Origin of the sequence: Cupriavidus necator A5-1 (assembly GCF_000744095.1) — a bacterium.
Classification (GTDB): Bacteria; Pseudomonadota; Gammaproteobacteria; order Burkholderiales; family Burkholderiaceae; genus Cupriavidus; species Cupriavidus necator_A.
The window spans coordinates 891,111-907,134 of record NZ_JQLI01000001.1; the positions used below are offsets into that span (position 1 = coordinate 891,111).

A 16,024-nucleotide genomic window follows, 5' to 3' on the forward strand; every position below is an offset into this window, starting at 1 on the left:
GATCACGTTCGCGATCATGTCTGGCGGATGAACTAGCCGAATCACAACGGAGGCTACGCGCTTGGCGCCAGCAGGGAACATTTCTTTGTTATGCACCATAACAATTTAACATAATGTTAATTATGCGAACTGTTGATGTTGGCCGTTTTTTCTAATGTCGTACTTGGGTTAAGTTCAAATGTCGTACCCCGTCCCGGAGCGTGCCAAGCTGGCGGCCTCGCAAGCGAGCCAGGAGCGCGACCATGGGCCGACCCGAGACGATCACCATGAGCATGCGCGAACTGGACCGCTGCAAGGTCATCCAGGCCGTTGTGCAGGACGGGCTGATGGTCTGGCGCGCCGCCGAGAAGCTCGGCATTTCCAAGCGCCAGGTCGAGCGGGCTGGTGCAGCGGTACCGGCAGGATGGCCCCAAGGCCTGGTCTCCCGTAAATGGGGACAGCCGGGCCACAACCAGTTGCTGCCAGGTCTGGAATCCCGCGTGCGCGGCCTGATCCGCGACAGCTATGCCGACTTCGGCCCGACCCTGGCTTGCGAGAAGCTGCGCGAGCGCCATGGCATCGAGATCTCGCCGGCGTGCGTGCGCCGGATCATGATCGATGCCGGTTTCTGGGTCCCGAGGAGGCAACGCCCGCCCAAGGTACACCAGCCGCGCAATCGCCGGGCCTGCCTGGGCGAACTGGTGCAGATCGACGGCAGCGACCATGCGTGGTTCGAGGACCGGGCGCCGGCCTGCACGCTGCTGGTGTTTGTCGACGATGCCACCGGGCGGCTGATGCAGTTGCTGTTCGTCCCCTCGGAATCCACACAAGCGTACTTCACCGCCACGCGCGCCTACATCGAGCGCCACGGCAAGCCGATGGCGTTCTATTCGGACAAGGCCGGCATCTTCCGCGTCAATGCCAGGGACGTCGCCGAAGGCCGCGGCTACACGCAGTTCGGACGCGCGCTGTTCGAGCTCAACATCGATAGCCTGTGCGCCAACAGCAGCCCGGCCAAGGGCCGCGTCGAGCGGATGAACGGCACGTTGCAGGACCGGCTGGTCAAGGAGCTGCGGCTGCGCGGGATCAGCGCGATGGCAGCCGCCAACGCCTTTGCCCCGCGCTTTATGGTCGACTTCAATGCGCGCTTTGCCAAGGTGCCGCGCAGCGACTTCGATGCCCACCGGCCGCTGCGCGGCGACGAGGATCTGGCGCGCATCTTCAGCTGGCGCGAGTGGCGCAAGGTATCGCAGAGCCTCACGCTGCAGTACGACAAGGTGATGTATCTGCTCGAGGACCGCCCCGAGCATCGGCGCCTGATCCATCGGTATATCGAGGTGGCCGAGTACCCGGACGGCCGGATCGAGTTGTGGGCCGATGGCGCTTCCCTGCCCTACACCACCTATGACCGGCTTGGCGAGATCGACCAGGGCGCGATTGTCGAGCACAAGCGGCTCGGGCACGTGCTTGACCTCGCGGCCAAAGTACAGGCGCTGCGCGACAGCCGGCAAACCGTAGGGCCGTCGCGCACGCTGGCCGGCGAGCCGCCGCGCCCGCACCGGCCGGCGCCGAACACCAAACGGCAGCGGCTGATCAACCGGCTCGATCTGGAGCGTGCGATGGCGGCGGCCCCGCTCCATCAGAATGCGGACATTTTAACTTTGCCCACCGCGCTGTCACCGCCCCACCCTGAGCCAGACTCGGTCGTCTCAGGCCAGCGCCACCGCCCCACAGCAACCCCTCAAAAGACCCCAACCCCGCACAAAAAGCACGTTCGCACCGACATTTGAATGTGGCTGGCACCCCGACACTTCAAAACCGGCTAGACACGACACGCACGCACATGCACATGCACATGCACATGCACCATACGTCTCATTCTGAGGCGGCGGACAATGGAGTGATCACAGTGCAGGCCACCCGCCCGCTGCGCTGTCTCAAGACGGGCTTCATCCATCCGATGCGCAGGCCTCCTGGAGCCAACCGACCACGGGCCCACTTGGCGAGCCCATCTGATATGAATTTGCTTCCTAAGGGCGCAGTCGTTCCCGCGCTGTCTGCGTAGCGTCGTCGACTTCTCGCAGCGAATCTAGAAAATCCCCCGCCAGCGCGACACAGTCATCAAAGCTCCGGTTGAAGTTGATGCGCTGGATCCTGCTGAACTGCTCGCGCATGATCGGCGGTCCGGCCTCGACCTGGCCCAGGAAGGCGGCCGCATGCCGAAGCAGAAACGGCGCGGCAAGCGCGAGCGCTGTTGGTTCCTGCTCGACCACGACGGCCAAGTCGAAGAGATCCCGTGCCGTGGCCCGGTTGCCACGATGGTAAAGCTTCTTGGCAACAATCTCGGCTGCGGTCTCCACCTTAACTGGCTGCCCCATGATCTCCCAGATTTCGAATGGCTCGTCGGTCAGGTTGGGCGAGGCCACGACGTCGACTTCGCCGGCGTCGAGGACCAGCTTCACGAAATTCCCTTGCTCGACATAGTCGCTCGTGATGCTTTCCGCGGCCTCGCTCAAACGCGGTGTCACGAACCCCAAGTATTGCGGATCCGGAACAAAGAGGTCGATATCACGTGAAAAGCGATGGCGGTACCGGAGCATCAGGACCGTCCCTCCCCCGAAGGTCCAGAACGGCTCGATGCCCCCCATCTTTCTGACCTCCTCCATCAGCGTGAAGGCATGCGGGAACAGGCTTTCCCAGATGTCGCCCTGGAGCTCAACCTTCATGCCCACAGGCCTCCGCGTGTGGCCATCAATGACTGCGCGAGCCGTCTGAGGTTCTTCCAGATGTCGGCCGGATTCCGTTGCTGCTTCGCTGCCACCTCGGCCACTATCTTGGTGACGAGCTGCAGCGGCGCCTCATCCAGAACGTGTGCAATTTGCGGGCGATACTCCGACGGCACCTCGCCGGTGGCCAGGGCGCGCTCGAGTTCCCCTGCTGTGAGTTCGCCCGTGTAGCTCACGTTGGCACCTTTCGCAGCCATCCACAGCGCGCGGGTCGGCGCACCTTTGGCCTGACGACTGGCTTCAGGATCCTGTATGTCGAGCGCCAGGCCGAGCACGTCCATCAGCCGCCCGAGCGACTTGAGCGTCGCATTGATGGTGCCATGCTCAATGCCGTTGAGCGACTGACGCGACAGGTCGGCCATATCGGCCAGTTGCTGCTGGGTCAGGCCAAGGGCGATCCGCTTGCGTTGAATTGCGCTGCCCAGGAGTGCGGCGTTCATGGCGATAATCTCCGATTTTGTGTCAAGTATAGACGACACAAAGAAGGCCATGTTCCGGCTGTTTGCCACGTCGCATATTCGGCACACGGCTTGGTCGAAGCCGGTTGCCCACCTAGGCGAACCCGGACGGGACGATTTTCAGACAACCTTTTATCGTCAGCGGCACACCCGCTGGCGAGAGCATAGAAATGCACTGGAGCGACCAATCAGTGCCATCCTGCGTCGATAAACGGACGCGATACGGCGGAATTGTAGGCATTGCGCGATATCGGCATGCGGATTGACGACAGTGCGTCACGCTGCAAGAGTTCGCGTAAGGGTTTATGCTTACGTCCGTCTCCTCCCTTTCTCCTAAGGGGTTCATGCCCGCTCTCTCAGCGGGCTTTCTTTTGCCTACGGTCCGAACGCTCGCCCGGCGCCATGCGGCGATCCTGCTAGCAACTGGCGCGCAAGCGCCGCCTCGGCCTTGATTTGCTCGGGCGCTTGACGCTGCGTCGGCGCCTGCTCAGGCTGCACCAGCTTGAGTCGCGCGTTGCGCCCAGGTAGCTAAAGGAAGAAGCCATCCTTCATGGGCTGGCGGCAGCCAGCGATGATCGTGAGTTCAGGGCATCGTTCGTCGCAAGCAGTAGCGCTGCAAAAAGCCGCCTATGCGCTGTGATGCGACGGCAGCGCCACTTGGCTTCATCTCGCGGCCGGCGCGAACCGGAACCGACAACATGGACGCCAAGGCGGCCAGCTGTGCGAAAATATCGGCACGCGTCGCGGCGCGAAGGAGCAACAATGCAGCAAGCCACTACCGCCACCCAGGCTGATGTTTTCCGAGCCTCGTCGGATTTCGAGCGAGCGATCGCCACGCAAGGCGACGCTGCAGCCCAACGCCACTTGGCGGCCGGCCGGTCTATTACCGCGACCCCAAGTGTCCTGGCGTGCTGATTCGCCGCAACCCCGACGGGAGCGAGCAGCTCGTGCGAATCGACGAGCAAGGCGCCGTCCGCCAGCTCTAAGCCGTCCCGCAATTCTGCGGTGATTGCCGGGCCCAACGGCGCCGGCAAGACCACCATTGCCGATCGCTGGTTCGCCAGCCGCATCCCCGTCGTCTCTCCTGATTCCATCGCCGCCGCGCAAGGCGTCTCCGCCGTTGAGGCGGGCAAGCTTGCCGTTTCCGAGCAAGAGCGCCTGCTCGCTGCCAACGCGTCATTCGCGATCGACACTACGCTCTCGGGGCAACGTGAGTTGCGGCTCATGCAGGGGGCGAAAGTCGCCGGCTTCAAGGTCAACCTCGTCTTCGTGGGGGCACCCGACCCGGATTTGTGCATTGCCCGGTCGCACAGCGGGTGGCGGATGGCGGCCACTGGGTGCCGCCCGAGGACGTGCGCCGACGCCACGCCCGAAGCTTGGCGAACTTCGCCCCCGCTTTCGCCTTGGCCGATCGCACGTTCGCCTTGGACAACTCCGAACTGCGACCACGTCTGCTGCTCTCTTGGGAGAATGGGCGGCTGCGCCAACTCTCCTCGCGTCTGCCGGACTGGGCCAAGTCTACTTTCCCGCAGCCCGTGCTCGCGCGCGCTGCCGGCCCGACTTCTTGAGGCCAGGAGAGCACGCCAAAACGGGAGATAATTATTTTAAGCGGTGAGGTGGTAGTCTTCTGCGCCGCAGATGGAGGAATATCATCGCTCAACGTGGGATCGGAGCTGGTAATTGGGTCATCGAGCACGGCAGTCACGTGATTGACGACGGATTCGACGAAATCCGATGCAAGGGGCTCCCTGTGGTGCCGAAGCGGTCACCGCAGTTCATGGTCTAACCCAGCCACATGCCGGCCAGATGCGCGCCTGGAGCTCAATGACGCCAGGGATTGGCGCGAGGGACGGCCCGCTAGCAGGCCGCTGAAATACCTCCGGCAGACGTCAGCGCGGCGACTGGCTGAAGCGTTGATCTGAGGACTCCATCCAACCCAACATTTCATGCGCGGCGCTGACACCTTCACCGAGAGTTTGTTCACCATGCGGCGGCTGGATGAATTCGTGCCGAAGGCCCATCCGCTGCGCTCGATCCGCACCATGGCCAATCAGGCGCTGGCAAAGATGGACCGGTTGTTCGCGCAGATGTATGAGGCCGATATCAACGGCGGTCGGCCCAGCATCGCGCCGGAGAAGTTGCTGCGGGCCATGCTGCTGCAGGTGCTTCACAGCATTCGTTCGGAGCGTCAGCTCATGGAGCAGACGCAGTACAACCTGCTGTTTCGCTGGTTCATTGGCTTGGCCATGGATGATGTGGTCTGGGTGCCCACCGTGTTCAGCAAGAACCGCGAACGGCTTATCAAGCACGATGCGGTGATCGAGTTCTTCAACGAGGTGCTGGCCATCGCGCAGAAGAAGAACTGGCTGTCGGGCGAGCACTTCAGCGTCGACGGCACGCTGATTCAGGCGTGGGCAGGCCACAAGAGCTTCGTGCGCAAGGACGGCGACGACGAGGACGACAGCGGCGGCGCCAACTTCAAGGGCCGCAAGCGCAGCAACGAGACGCATGCGTCCAAGACCGATCCCGATGCCAAGCTGTACCGCAAGGGCAAAACCGCCAGTGAGCTGCGCTACATGGGCCATACCCTGAGCGACAACCGACACGGACTGGTGGTGAGCGCCATGGTGACTAATGCGGACGGACACGCCGAGCGCGAAGCCGCGAAGGTCATGCTCAACGATGCCAGGCAGGTAACTGAAGACCTAAATGTGGAAGTCACCGTTGGTGCGGACAAAGGCTACGATGCGCAGGAATTCATTCAAGCCTGCCTGGAAATGAAGGTAACGCCCCACGTGGCACAGAACACCTCGGGGCGGCGCTCGGCCGTTCCTGATGCCATTGCTTGCAGCGCCGGTTATGCCGTCTCGCAGCAGAAGCGCAAGCTGATCGAACAAGGCTTTGGCTGGGCCAAGACTGTGGGGCGCATGCGCCAGGTAATGGTGCGCGGACTAAAGAAGGTTGACCAGATGTTTGTGCTGAGCATGGCCGCCTATAACCTCGTGCGCATGCGCTCGCTGGGACAAATCCGTCCGCAGTGGCAGTAATCGCATTAATGAGGCCGGCAATGGGCGCCAAATCGCCGAAAACGTCGATGCAGTGACGCCCAGCTCCCGGATTGTGAAAAAAGCGAACCCATCAGCGCCTCTTTGGGGAAGCTCTGGCTCTTGCGCGATGAGTACTTCAGCAGCCTGCTAGGGGGCGCAGGTGGGTCCAGCTCAATTGTCGACTCAGTGCGTAGACAATGTCCTCACTCGGAAACGACTCAGCGAAACGCATCATGTGACGCAGGTTCTTGGCACTGGAGCCTCGGCCATGCTCGGCCTCCAGAAGCCGTGCCACGGAAGTCACGATCTGCTCGTCGTACTCGGCGCGCTCGCCGCGCAGCCGACGAACCGCTTGCTTTTATTATCTGGTTGACGGCCGACTCGACGAACTTCGATGCATTGGGTAGCCGGTATGCCGGCGCAACCCGGCGCAGACCTCAAACGGCCGCCCGGCCTGCCCCCTCCCACGGCAAGCGCGCCGATTCCGCCCACTCATGCCGGGCCGTGGCCGCAGCTGGCCGTAATGGCGCGCGGAAAAGGAAGTAGGCCTTGTACAGGCCCAGGCGCGGCAGGTAGTCCTGCACCACGCGGTCGGGCTCCACGCCGAGAATCTCGAAGTCGTGCGAGACGACGCGCGCGCCCGGGCGCAGCCGTTGCAGTTGCGGGATCAACCGCCCGTTGAGCTGCGGCAGCAGGTAAAGCACGACGATGTCGGCCGTGCCGAGGTCGATGCCAAACAAGTCCCGTTGCTCGACCTGCACCCGGCTGCCCAGGCCCGCCGCCTCTATGCGCTCGCGGGCCTCCCGTATCCGCTGCGGGTCGACATCGTAGCCCAACGCGAGACAGCCGTAGCGCTGCGCGGCCGCCACGAGGATGCGGCCATCGCCGCAGCCCAGGTCGACGAGCGTTTCGCCTGGGCGCGGCGCTGCCAGCGCGAGTATGGCATCGACAGACTCCGGTGGCGTCGGGATGAAAACCACGTCGGGCCGCACCTCCTTGATGTCCGCCTCGAGCGCGGTCGCCTTGACTGTGCCCGTGGCAGGGTCAGCATTCACCGGCTCGCCGTCCTTCTTCTTTGCGACCGGCGCCTCTTCCTTCTTCTTGGCCGCGGGAGCTTCCTTCTTCGCCGCCTCCTTGCGCGCTTTCTCCGCATCCTCGACGGTGCCCCTGTCTCCAGGCTTGCTGGGCACAAGCGGCGCCGGTGCGGGCGGCAGCGCCTTGGCGATGGACTCGTCGCGCTTTGCCTCGGCCTCGCGGCTTGCCTTGTCGCGCGTCGCGCGCGCATCGCTGACCGCCTTCGCCTCGGCCTCCGGATTGAGCGTGTTGACCTTGATCCGTTCGATCTGCGCCCCGCCGGCCAGCCGCTCCAGCGGCAGGTAGTCGGTCTTGAACACCAGTTCGACGGATGAATCGAGGTTCAGGTCGGTGTTGATCTCCTCGGTATTCTGCGAGCGCTGCGTTGACACGTAGCTGATCGTGTTCTCCACCTCCGCGCTGGCGCCCCACGGACCCACGCCGAAGCTGCCTCCCGCCTTGACGCGGTTCTGCATGCCGAACTGGCTGCCGCGGTCTTCGCTGGCGGCGCTGCGTGTGTCGATATGGAATCGCATCGAGTCATTGATGCGTCCGCTGTCGATCACGATGCGCTGCATGCCCAGCATCACCATCGTGGCGAGCATCTGCTGCCGCTGCCGCGCGATCAGGTGCCGAAGGGCGGGGCGTCCTGCGCACGTGCCAGCGGCTGCCGGTAGCGTGTCGCGGAGGCCGCCGGGGCCTCCAGCGCCGCCGCGCGCGGCGCCGGCAGCGACGCCTCGGCATCGCACTCCTCCGCAATCAGCGCGGCGGCGATCTTGCTTACCTTCACCATCGCCTGCGCCAGCGAGCGGCGCTGGTCCGCCGGCATCTGGTGGTAGCCGGGCGACCGCACCAGCACGCCGCGCACGGCGAGCCGCAGCCAGTCCGGCGGCGCGGCGGCGGGCGTGGTGAGGTCGGGCATGGAAGGAAACACAGCCCCGCGTCAAGCGGCCGCCGGCAGGCCAACGGCCGCGGCCAGCGGGTTCCACGCGCTGGCCATGCCGGCCTGGGAACTGCCGGAACGCTGCCCCGGACACGCTCCCAGGTCATCCGCCAGGCATACGCGGCAGCCATGAGCTGCCGCCCCTGCGCGCTGGCCGGGTCAAAGGCATAGCCGGCCGGTACCGCGCCGGCCAGCCACGCCAGCACCGTCGTTCCCTGCCGGCCCAGCTCCACGTGCTGGCGGATGGCGGCAGTCCCCTGCCCTTGCGTGCTTCCCACGGTCTCGAGCAGGCCCCAGAGGTCGTGCACGCCGAATGCCGTCAGCAACAGCCGGTCCCCGCAGGAAGTGCGTGGCCTGCGACAACGCCTGCACGATGTCCTGCGCCGCGAAGGCTGCCATGCCCACGGCACGCGGCGCGAGCCAGCCGCCGAGCGCGTCGGCAGCCTCGTGCAACACGACCTGCGCGTGTATGTCGCTCGCGCGCGGCGGGTTGTCGAGCTGGTCCGACAGCGCGCCGCACAGCGCCTGCATCAGCGGATAGAAGGCCTGCGGCTCGAACACCTAGGCGAAGAGCTGCTGACGCTCGGCCTCGGCAAGGCGCTCGCGCCGGCCCCGCCAGAAGTCGGCGATCAGTTGCGCGGATGGCCCCAGCGGCTGCGTGATCGCCCCGCTGGCGAACAGGCCCGCGACCAGCTCCCCGGTCCGCAGCAGTCCCGCCTGTTCCAGTTCGTGCGCCAGGTACAGCGGCGCGATGACTTCCAGGTGCTGCGCATCTTCGGTGGTTGGCGCGGTATCGGGCAGGTCGATATCGCCCAGCTCCGCCAGCGCACCGGCGCGGGCGGCACGGCGCGCGGATAGCTGCCGCACCGCGTCCATCGCCTGCGCCAGCGTGCGCAGCAGCGTCGGATCGATGCGGTGCACCGCGCGGGTGGTCGGCGGGAAGATGCGGGGAGCGGGCATGGTGTCATCCGGAGACGGGGCGTCGCGGCGCGCCGCCCCTTATCGCACGGCAGGGGTGCGCCGGCCGCGGCGCCGCGCGCCGACGGCGTAACATTGGGATCCACCGGCAGCGAGTTGCCCTGGATCGCTGCGATCATGCCAGGCGTGGCGAGCTTCTCCATCGGGAAGTAATCCGACTTGAAGTTCACGCGCACCTCGCCGCTCAGCTTGGCCTTCACCTCGGCCTTCGATTCGGAGGTCTCGTCCACCGCGGAGCCTACCGTGGTCACGTGGCGCTGCTCGTTGCCATTGGCGGTAGCCGCGCCCCAGCCGAGGAAGCCGCCGCCGGCCACCGTGGTATTCCGGTTCGCGCTCAACTGGCTGTCGTAGAGCGAGGCCCGCGCACGGCGCTGGGCCTGGTCGCTGGCCTTCAGATCGAATACCACCTTGGCGTTGATGGCGCCGTCGGTCACCACGATGCGGTTGATGCCCAGCACCACCATCGAGGCGAGCAACTGCTGCCGGCTGCGCGCCATCTGCAGGCGCGCGGCCGTGACCAGGCGGCTCTCCTGCTCGGGGTCCGAGAGGTCGGTGACGGGCTGGGCCATGCCCATCTCGGTATTGATGCCCGCTAGCGCGGCATCGCCGTCTTCCGCCTTCATTGTCAGGCGCGGCTGGCCGCCCTCCTCTCCGGCGCCTTCCTCATCAAGCCCGATCTGGTCGGGATACTTGTCGATCAGCCAGTCGCGCGCATTGTTCATGCTGATGTTGTCCTGCGCGAACTGGTCCACCGTCTGCGCCACCGATTTCAGCAACTGGCCGTACGCGTTCATCTGCTGGATCGAGGCGTTGACGATGGCCTGGAATACGTTCTGGATCAGCCCGCCGACGAAGTTCGGAAAGTCGACCGTGCCGACGAGATTCCTGAACTGCTCCACGCCCTGGCGCACCGCGCCGGCCTGGAAGTCGGCGCCGGCGAAGGTGCCCACCTTGTCCGAAGCCTTGCCCTTGGCCGCATCGACGCCGCTGTCCTGCGCCCGCGCCAGCACCGCCCGTCCCGGCGTGAGCTCCTGCTTGGCAAGTCCATCCGGGTTCGCCATGTACGACGCCACGCGCACCATCGTGCGTGCCAGGTCGCGCTGCTGGTTGGGCGACGGAACCCCGGCGAGCGCTGCAGCAGCTCGCGCACCTGCGGGCGCACGACGGCAAGCGTGTCGTCATCGAGCCAGGCGGGCTCGTGCGGCGTGGAGGCGGCTGCGGCAGCCATGGCGTCGCTCCGCTCAACGGGCCGGCGTGGCCGCGGCCGGCGCGGGAGCCTGGGCCGCAGGCGCCGGTGCCGGCGTTGGCGCGGCCGCGCCGGACTGCGGCCGTGCGGCCAGGTTCTTCACCATCCGGGCTGCGCGTTCATCTGGATCGCCGCAATGTTCTCCGGCGTCGCGAGTTTCTCCATCGGCAGGTAATCGCTCTTGAAGTTGATCTCCACCGCGCCGGCAAGCTGGGCCTTCGTCTGCAGCGCGGAATCGTCCATGAGCTGCTTCGTGCTGGTGAGCTTGACGACCGGCTGCTCGGAGTACTTGTAGTCGCCCTTCGCATAGTAGCTGGCGTCGCGTGTGCCGCCGTCGTACTGGGAGCCGTCCTTGCTGTAGGAGTAGGAGCCGCCGCGCGCATGATCCTCGCCTTTCCGCTCGATCGTCCCCTCGCGCGTGGACGTGGTGAAAAGGCTGCCGTCGGGATTCTTCTCGTGGTCGAACTTGGTCGCACTGAAGCGGTACCTGCGGTTGTCCTTGGCCTGGAAGTCGAACATGACCTTGGCGGAGATCTTGCCGTCGGTCACCACGATGCGGTTGATGCCCATCATCACCATCGTCGCCAGCAGCTGCTGGCGGCCAGTCGCCACACTTGTGCGCGCGGCCGGCACCAGCGCAGCCTCCACGACATCGTCATCGAGGCTCGTCAGCGGCCGCTCCAGTGGCAGCGAGCGGTTTAGTCGCTCCAGCGCGGACTTATCGTCGACGCCCTCGCGCAACACGACGCGCGGTTGCGGCGGAGCATTCGAATCGCCGCCGAAGTCCGAGAACGGATCGTCGCCGGTGCTCAGCTGGAACAGGTCCGGGAACTGTTCGACCAGGTGGTCCCGGCCCTGGTTGTCGGTGGTGTTGTCGTCGCGGAACTGGTTCAGGCTCTTGCTGACGTCCGCCACCAGCTTGGCATACGCCTCCATCTGCTGGATAGAGCTGTCGACGATGGAATGGAACACCCCCTGGACCAGCCCGGAGACGAAACCGGGAAAATTCACTCCCTGGACGAGGCTTACCATGTTTTCCACGCCCGCCTTGACCGCCTGGCCGAACTCCTGCGGCTGCTCGGCGGCCATGTCATCGGCCAGCGGGCGCACGGGCGGACTCTGCCGCTTCAGGCGCATGCCGTCGGGCTCGGCGAGATAGCTGCCGATCTGCACCAGGTCGTGGGCGAGCTGGCGACGCTTGTCCTCGGGCAGCGCGTTGAACGCCTGGCTGCGTTGCAGCAGGCTGCGCACCGCGTGCCGCGCGGCTCCACTGTTTCGCGGCTCGCCGGCAACCGGGCGGCGGGCGGTCGCGCGACGCCGGACGGGAAGATCGATGCGGGCATGGCGGGCTCCTTACTGCAAATCGCGCGATTCCTCGAGCGTGTCGCGAATCTCGAACTCGATCGGCCGCACGTACAGGCTAATGCGCGCCTGCGAATGCGGCGTCACGCGCACCGATAGCACCGGGAAATGGCCCTGCTCGCTGGCATCGTCGACGCCGAACGCCGACAGCCACCGCTCGAGAGCGGCCACCTGGCGCGGCCGTTCGGCGAGGCCCAGGCGCAGCAGGTCGACGAAATGCGCCGGCAGGTCGGGCAGCGCGGCCAGCAGCACCTCGAGCTTCATCTCCACGCCGTTCGGCGTATCGCGCAGGCCGATCAGCACGCCGCCGTTAGGCAGCTCGAAACGCCCGCCCAGCGCCACGCCCACGATGCGCATCAGGCTCGGCAACTGGTGCCCGATGCCCAGCCGGTTCATCAGCGGCCCGAGCGCCGCCAGCGCGAGTGGCCCGCGATGCATGAAGGTCACGCGCTGGCTGCCTGCGTCGCGCTTGCAGCCGATCGACGTGAAGATCGGCATCAGCCCCGGCATCTCCGCCATCACCAGCCGCGTGAGCCGCGCGAGGCCGGGCGCGAGCGCGTCGATCTGCGTGGGTGCGAGCTCGTAGTAGATCTTCGCGGCGTACAGGCCGTCCTCGTCGAAGGCGCTGCCGAACCCGGCGCCGTAGGACATCCAGCCCAGCCCGCTCATGCCGCGCCACTCCTCGCTGCGCGCATCGAACCAGTGCAGCGCATCACGGCCGAACAACGGGGCGATCAGCCGGCGCATCTCGCGCGTGGCCTCGTCGCGCCGGTCAACCGGCGAGGCGCCGGGGCCGAGCGGCTCGATCGTGAAGCGCAGCGTGTCGGGCTCGGCCTCCGAGAACGAGGGTTCGAACGGTACGGCGCCTGGCGTCAGTCGGTTGTCGGCGTACGAGAAGTCGTCGTCGGGCCGGGAGAACGTGCGATCGATCAGCGAACCCATGATGGGCAGCGGATCGAGAAGCTGACATCGTAGTCCTTGCCGCCGCGCATCTCGCGTACACGTTACATTACGCGGTCGACCCGATCTGGGAAATGCGCCTGCAGCCATTCTTCAAAAAGCCCCAGGAAGTTCGGCCAGCATGTCGAGCACCGTCAAGCTTATTCCTGCATGGCGGCGCGCACCGTTTCGTAAAGGTCACGTTGTGCGCCTTCGAGCTCGACCGTGCCCACAATCATCGTCTTCGGGGCAGCTCGGTGGCCACCTCATCCTTGCGCCGTCGCAGCATGAACGGGCGGATACGCCGCGTGAGCAGGTCGCGTCGCAGGGCATCGCCGCCTTTTTCGATGTGCGTACGCCAGCTTCGGGTGAAGTCCTGGCTGGGTACCGAGGAACCCGGGCATCAGACGCGATCGCTAGTCAGGTCAGTAAAGCACGAGCATTTTTTTGCGTTGCGTAATCCGTCCGCGGCTTTTATCAATTTGCACTCGCCTCTCAACATTTCAGGTTGCCGACCATGTCCGCCGGACGCACCCATTCCTCGAACTGTTGTTCGGTCACATAGCCAAGAGCGAGCGCTGCGGCTTTCAGCGTCGTGCCTTCCTTGTGCGCCTTCTTGGCGATCTGCGCCGCCTTGTCGTAGCCGATATGCGGGTTGAGTGCCGTCACCAGCATCAACGACTCGTTGAGCAGCAATTCGATGCGCGCGCGGTTCGGCTCAATACCGGCCGCACAATGATCGTTGAAACTCTGCGCGCCATCCGCGAGCAAACGGACTGATTGCAGCACATTGTGCGCGATCATCGGCCGGAATACGTTCAGTTCGAAGTTGCCGCTGGCGCCGCCGAAGTTCACCGCAACGTCATTGCCGAATACCTGGCAGCACAGCATCGTCAATGCTTCGGACTGAGTCGGGTTCACCTTGCCGGGCATGATCGAGCTGCCTGGCTCGTTCTCCGGAATCGACAGTTCCCCCAGCCCGCAGCGCGGCCCGCTTGCGAGCCAGCGGATATCGTTCGCTATCTTCATCAGGCTCGCGGCGACGGTCTTCAGCGCGCCGTGTGCAAACACGAGCGCGTCGGCGGCCGCCATCACCTCGAACTTGTTGGGCGCCGACACGAATGGCAAGCCGGTCAGCCTGCCCATCGCCGCGGCGAACTTGTCCGCGAACTGTGGATGCGCGTTCAGCCCGGTGCCGACCGCGGTGCCGCCCTGCGCGAGTTGATAGAGGTGCGGCAACACCGATTCGAGGTGCACGATCCCCTGGTCGAGCTGCGCGACATAGCCGGAGAACTCCTGGCCAAGCGTCAGCGGGGTGGCGTCCTGCAGGTGCGTCCGGCCGATCTTCACGATGTCGGCGAACGCCTTCGACTTGCCGTCCAGCGTTGCGCGCAGCGTCGTCAGCGCGGGCAGCAGGTGCCGGACAATCCCGTGCGCCGCGGCGACGTGCATCGCGGTCGGAAACACGTCGTTGGATGACTGGCCGCGATTGACGTCGTCGTTAGGATGAATTTTGCGCGCCTCGCCGCGCTCGCCGCCGATCAGTTCGCTTGCCCGGTTCGCGATCACCTCGTTAAGATTCATGTTTGTCTGCGTGCCGGAACCGGTCTGCCAGACCGCGAGGGGAAACTCATCCGGATGTTGTCCGGCGACGATTTCGTCTGCGGCAGCCATGATGGCCCGCGCCTTCTGCTCGTCGAGCACGCCGAGTTCGAGGTTGACCTCGGCCGCCGCGCGCTTAATCCATGCAAGCGCCTTGATCAGCTCGGGCGCCTGCTTTTCTGTAGAGATGCGGAAATTTTGGAGCGAGCGCTGCGTCTGCGCGCCCCACAGCTGGCTGGCCGGCACGGCGATTTCGCCGAATGTGTCGCGCTCCATTCTCACGTGTTCGGTCATCGCTCACCCCTTTAGATTGAACATTGATGGCTCGGCCCCCTCGCAAACCGGACATACGATGGTGGACCTATGCCATCAGGAGCGCCTCGTATTCTTCCCGGAACTGGTTGAGGGAACTGTCTACCACCGTCACGGCGCCGTCGATCAGGCCGCAGCGCCCGCTGCCGGGAAGGATGCGGCACAGGTTTTCCAACGATTCCAGGTCCGCGCGCACGCCGCGGCCCGTATCGATCCGGTTGAGCAGTCGCATCAGCTGGAAGGTCCCGCCCTTGCACGGCGGGCACTGGCCACACGAGCCCTGGGCGAAGAAGCCGACGTACTCGGCGACTTTGCGGACGATGCTAGTCCCTTCCGACACCACGATCATCGCGCCAGTGCCCAGCCGCGAACGCCGTTGCCGCACGGAGTCGAAGTCCAACGCCACATCGAGATCGCGCTTGGTCAGCAGGGTATTGGAGGGCCCGCCGGTAAAGACGGCCTTGAACTCCTTGCCCTGGAGCATCCCGCCACCATGCCGGAACACCAGCGTCTCCAGGCTCGTGCCCATCGGCAGCTCATACAGGCCAGGCCGCAAGACATCGCCCGAGAGCGAATACAGCTTGGTTCCCGCGGCATGGCCGATGCCGAGGCCGCGATACCACTGGGCACCGTTGCGCAAGATGCCCGGTACGTGGGCCAGCGTCTCGGTATTGTTGACGACGGTCGGTGCGCCATGCACGCCGTGTTCGGCGGGAAAAGGCGGCTTGCGGCGCGGAAACGGGAACCCGCCCTCGACGCTCGCGATGACCGCGGTTTCCTCGCCGCCGATATACAAGCCTGAGCTGGGTAGGACGCGAAGCGATACCGGACCGCCGACCAGCCCGGCCAGCTCGGCGAATTGCGGGTGTGCCTGCCATTGCTGCACCGCCTCGCGCGTCCTCGCCAGCGACAGCGGCTGATGGGGATTGACGTACAGCACCACATGGTTGGCGCGGGTGGCAGCCGCGGCGATCAGCGCGCCCTCGATCACTTGGTGCGGCGTGTGCTCAAGCAGGAAGCGGTCCTTGAACGTCCCCGGCTCGTCTTCGTTGCCATTACAGATGATGTACTTGTCGCCAGCCGCCGCGGCAGCCACCGGTGCCCATTTGCGATGCGTCGCGAAGCCGGCGCCACCCATCCCGCGCAGGTCGGCCTGCTCGATCTCGGCAATGACCGCGTCCGGCTCGCGCAGCGCCCGGGCCAGCCCCTCTCCGCCGCCGCGTGCCAGCCAGGCATCCAGGTCGGCGCCGACCCGGACGTCCTCGTTGAGCAGAACCTGATTGAGCTGTTCCATCGTG

At 65.4% G+C, this 16,024-nt stretch carries 13 protein-coding genes and 1 pseudogene; 2 read left to right on the plus strand and 12 right to left on the minus strand.

What is annotated here, in order from left to right:
* The first annotated feature begins 242 nt into the window (after positions 1-242).
* The gene (locus K307_RS04040) at positions 243-1,769 is read left to right on the plus strand and encodes an ISNCY family transposase (protein ID WP_042876478.1); all 1,527 of its coding nucleotides are present in this window, start codon (positions 243-245) and stop codon (positions 1,767-1,769) included.
* A 240-nt stretch (positions 1,770-2,009) separates the two neighbouring features.
* On the opposite strand, the gene K307_RS04045 is transcribed toward K307_RS04040, so the two are convergent.
* Both K307_RS04045 and K307_RS04050 read right to left on the minus strand, forming a co-directional pair.
* A complete protein-coding gene (locus K307_RS04045; RefSeq protein WP_042876480.1) occupies positions 2,010-2,705 on the minus strand; it encodes a nucleotidyl transferase AbiEii/AbiGii toxin family protein in 696 nt (231 codons plus the stop codon).
* Entirely contained in the window at positions 2,702-3,205 is a 504-nt protein-coding gene (locus K307_RS04050; protein ID WP_042876482.1) for a helix-turn-helix domain-containing protein, read from the minus strand. The genes K307_RS04045 and K307_RS04050 overlap by 4 nt, the downstream gene beginning before the upstream one ends.
* Before the next feature lie 1,964 nt (positions 3,206-5,169).
* Between K307_RS04050 and K307_RS04055 the strand changes: the two genes are divergently transcribed.
* Positions 5,170-6,270, plus strand: coding sequence for an IS5 family transposase (locus tag K307_RS04055; protein WP_042876485.1), 1,101 nt, complete (start codon positions 5,170-5,172; stop codon positions 6,268-6,270).
* A 136-nt stretch (positions 6,271-6,406) separates the two neighbouring features.
* On the opposite strand, the gene K307_RS45480 is transcribed toward K307_RS04055, so the two are convergent.
* From K307_RS45480 to K307_RS04095, 10 genes and pseudogenes are all read right to left on the minus strand, one after another.
* Positions 6,407-6,574, minus strand: a complete 168-nt coding sequence (locus tag K307_RS45480) for a DUF1016 N-terminal domain-containing protein (protein ID WP_329955787.1) — start codon at positions 6,572-6,574, stop codon at positions 6,407-6,409.
* Positions 6,575-6,707: 133 nt separating this feature from the next.
* A complete protein-coding gene (locus tag K307_RS44165) occupies positions 6,708-7,949 on the minus strand; it encodes an SAM-dependent methyltransferase (RefSeq protein WP_155301062.1) in 1,242 nt (413 codons plus the stop codon).
* 20 nt (positions 7,950-7,969) lie between these two features.
* Positions 7,970-8,266, minus strand: coding sequence for a hypothetical protein (locus K307_RS04065; protein WP_042876487.1), 297 nt, complete (start codon positions 8,264-8,266; stop codon positions 7,970-7,972).
* Positions 8,267-8,446: 180 nt separating this feature from the next.
* Complete coding sequence (locus K307_RS04070) at positions 8,447-8,848, minus strand: hypothetical protein (protein ID WP_042876490.1); 402 nt, start codon at positions 8,846-8,848, stop codon at positions 8,447-8,449.
* Positions 8,849-8,916: 68 nt separating this feature from the next.
* Positions 8,917-10,326, minus strand: a complete 1,410-nt coding sequence (locus tag K307_RS04075) for a hypothetical protein (protein WP_196251519.1) — start codon at positions 10,324-10,326, stop codon at positions 8,917-8,919.
* Positions 10,327-10,610: 284 nt separating this feature from the next.
* Positions 10,611-11,762 (minus strand): hypothetical protein, encoded by a 1,152-nt coding sequence (locus tag K307_RS04080; RefSeq protein WP_155301063.1) that lies wholly within the window; start codon positions 11,760-11,762, stop codon positions 10,611-10,613.
* Between the two features lie 102 nt (positions 11,763-11,864).
* Positions 11,865-12,815 (minus strand): hypothetical protein, encoded by a 951-nt coding sequence (locus tag K307_RS04085; protein WP_230625457.1) that lies wholly within the window; start codon positions 12,813-12,815, stop codon positions 11,865-11,867.
* Positions 12,816-12,976: 161 nt separating this feature from the next.
* Positions 12,977-13,219, minus strand: a pseudogene (locus K307_RS49080) (SNF2-related protein); the annotation flags it as partial.
* Between the two features lie 88 nt (positions 13,220-13,307).
* On the minus strand, positions 13,308-14,708 hold the full coding sequence (gene fumC / locus K307_RS04090) for a class II fumarate hydratase (protein WP_042876492.1): 1,401 nt from the start codon (positions 14,706-14,708) through the stop codon (positions 13,308-13,310).
* 67 nt (positions 14,709-14,775) lie between these two features.
* Positions 14,776-16,020 (minus strand): complex I 51 kDa subunit family protein, encoded by a 1,245-nt coding sequence (locus K307_RS04095; RefSeq protein WP_042876494.1) that lies wholly within the window; start codon positions 16,018-16,020, stop codon positions 14,776-14,778.
* Positions 16,021-16,024 lie beyond the last annotated feature (4 nt).

Coding starts and splice junctions, on each gene's coding strand:
- K307_RS04040 (WP_042876478.1), top strand. CDS start 243: ATGGGCCGACCCGAGACGATCACCATGAGCATGCGCGAACTGGACCGC.
- K307_RS04045 (WP_042876480.1), bottom strand. CDS start 2,705: ATGAAGGTTGAGCTCCAGGGCGACATCTGGGAAAGCCTGTTCCCGCAT.
- K307_RS04050 (WP_042876482.1), bottom strand. CDS start 3,205: ATGAACGCCGCACTCCTGGGCAGCGCAATTCAACGCAAGCGGATCGCC.
- K307_RS04055 (WP_042876485.1), top strand. CDS start 5,170: ATGCGCGGCGCTGACACCTTCACCGAGAGTTTGTTCACCATGCGGCGG.
- K307_RS44165 (WP_155301062.1), bottom strand. CDS start 7,949: ATGCTCGCCACGATGGTGATGCTGGGCATGCAGCGCATCGTGATCGAC.
- K307_RS04065 (WP_042876487.1), bottom strand. CDS start 8,266: ATGCCCGACCTCACCACGCCCGCCGCCGCGCCGCCGGACTGGCTGCGG.
- K307_RS04075 (WP_196251519.1), bottom strand. CDS start 10,326: ATGGCGAACCCGGATGGACTTGCCAAGCAGGAGCTCACGCCGGGACGG.
- K307_RS04085 (WP_230625457.1), bottom strand. CDS start 12,815: ATGGGTTCGCTGATCGATCGCACGTTCTCCCGGCCCGACGACGACTTC.
- fumC (WP_042876492.1), bottom strand. CDS start 14,708: ATGACCGAACACGTGAGAATGGAGCGCGACACATTCGGCGAAATCGCC.
- K307_RS04095 (WP_042876494.1), bottom strand. CDS start 16,020: ATGGAACAGCTCAATCAGGTTCTGCTCAACGAGGACGTCCGGGTCGGC.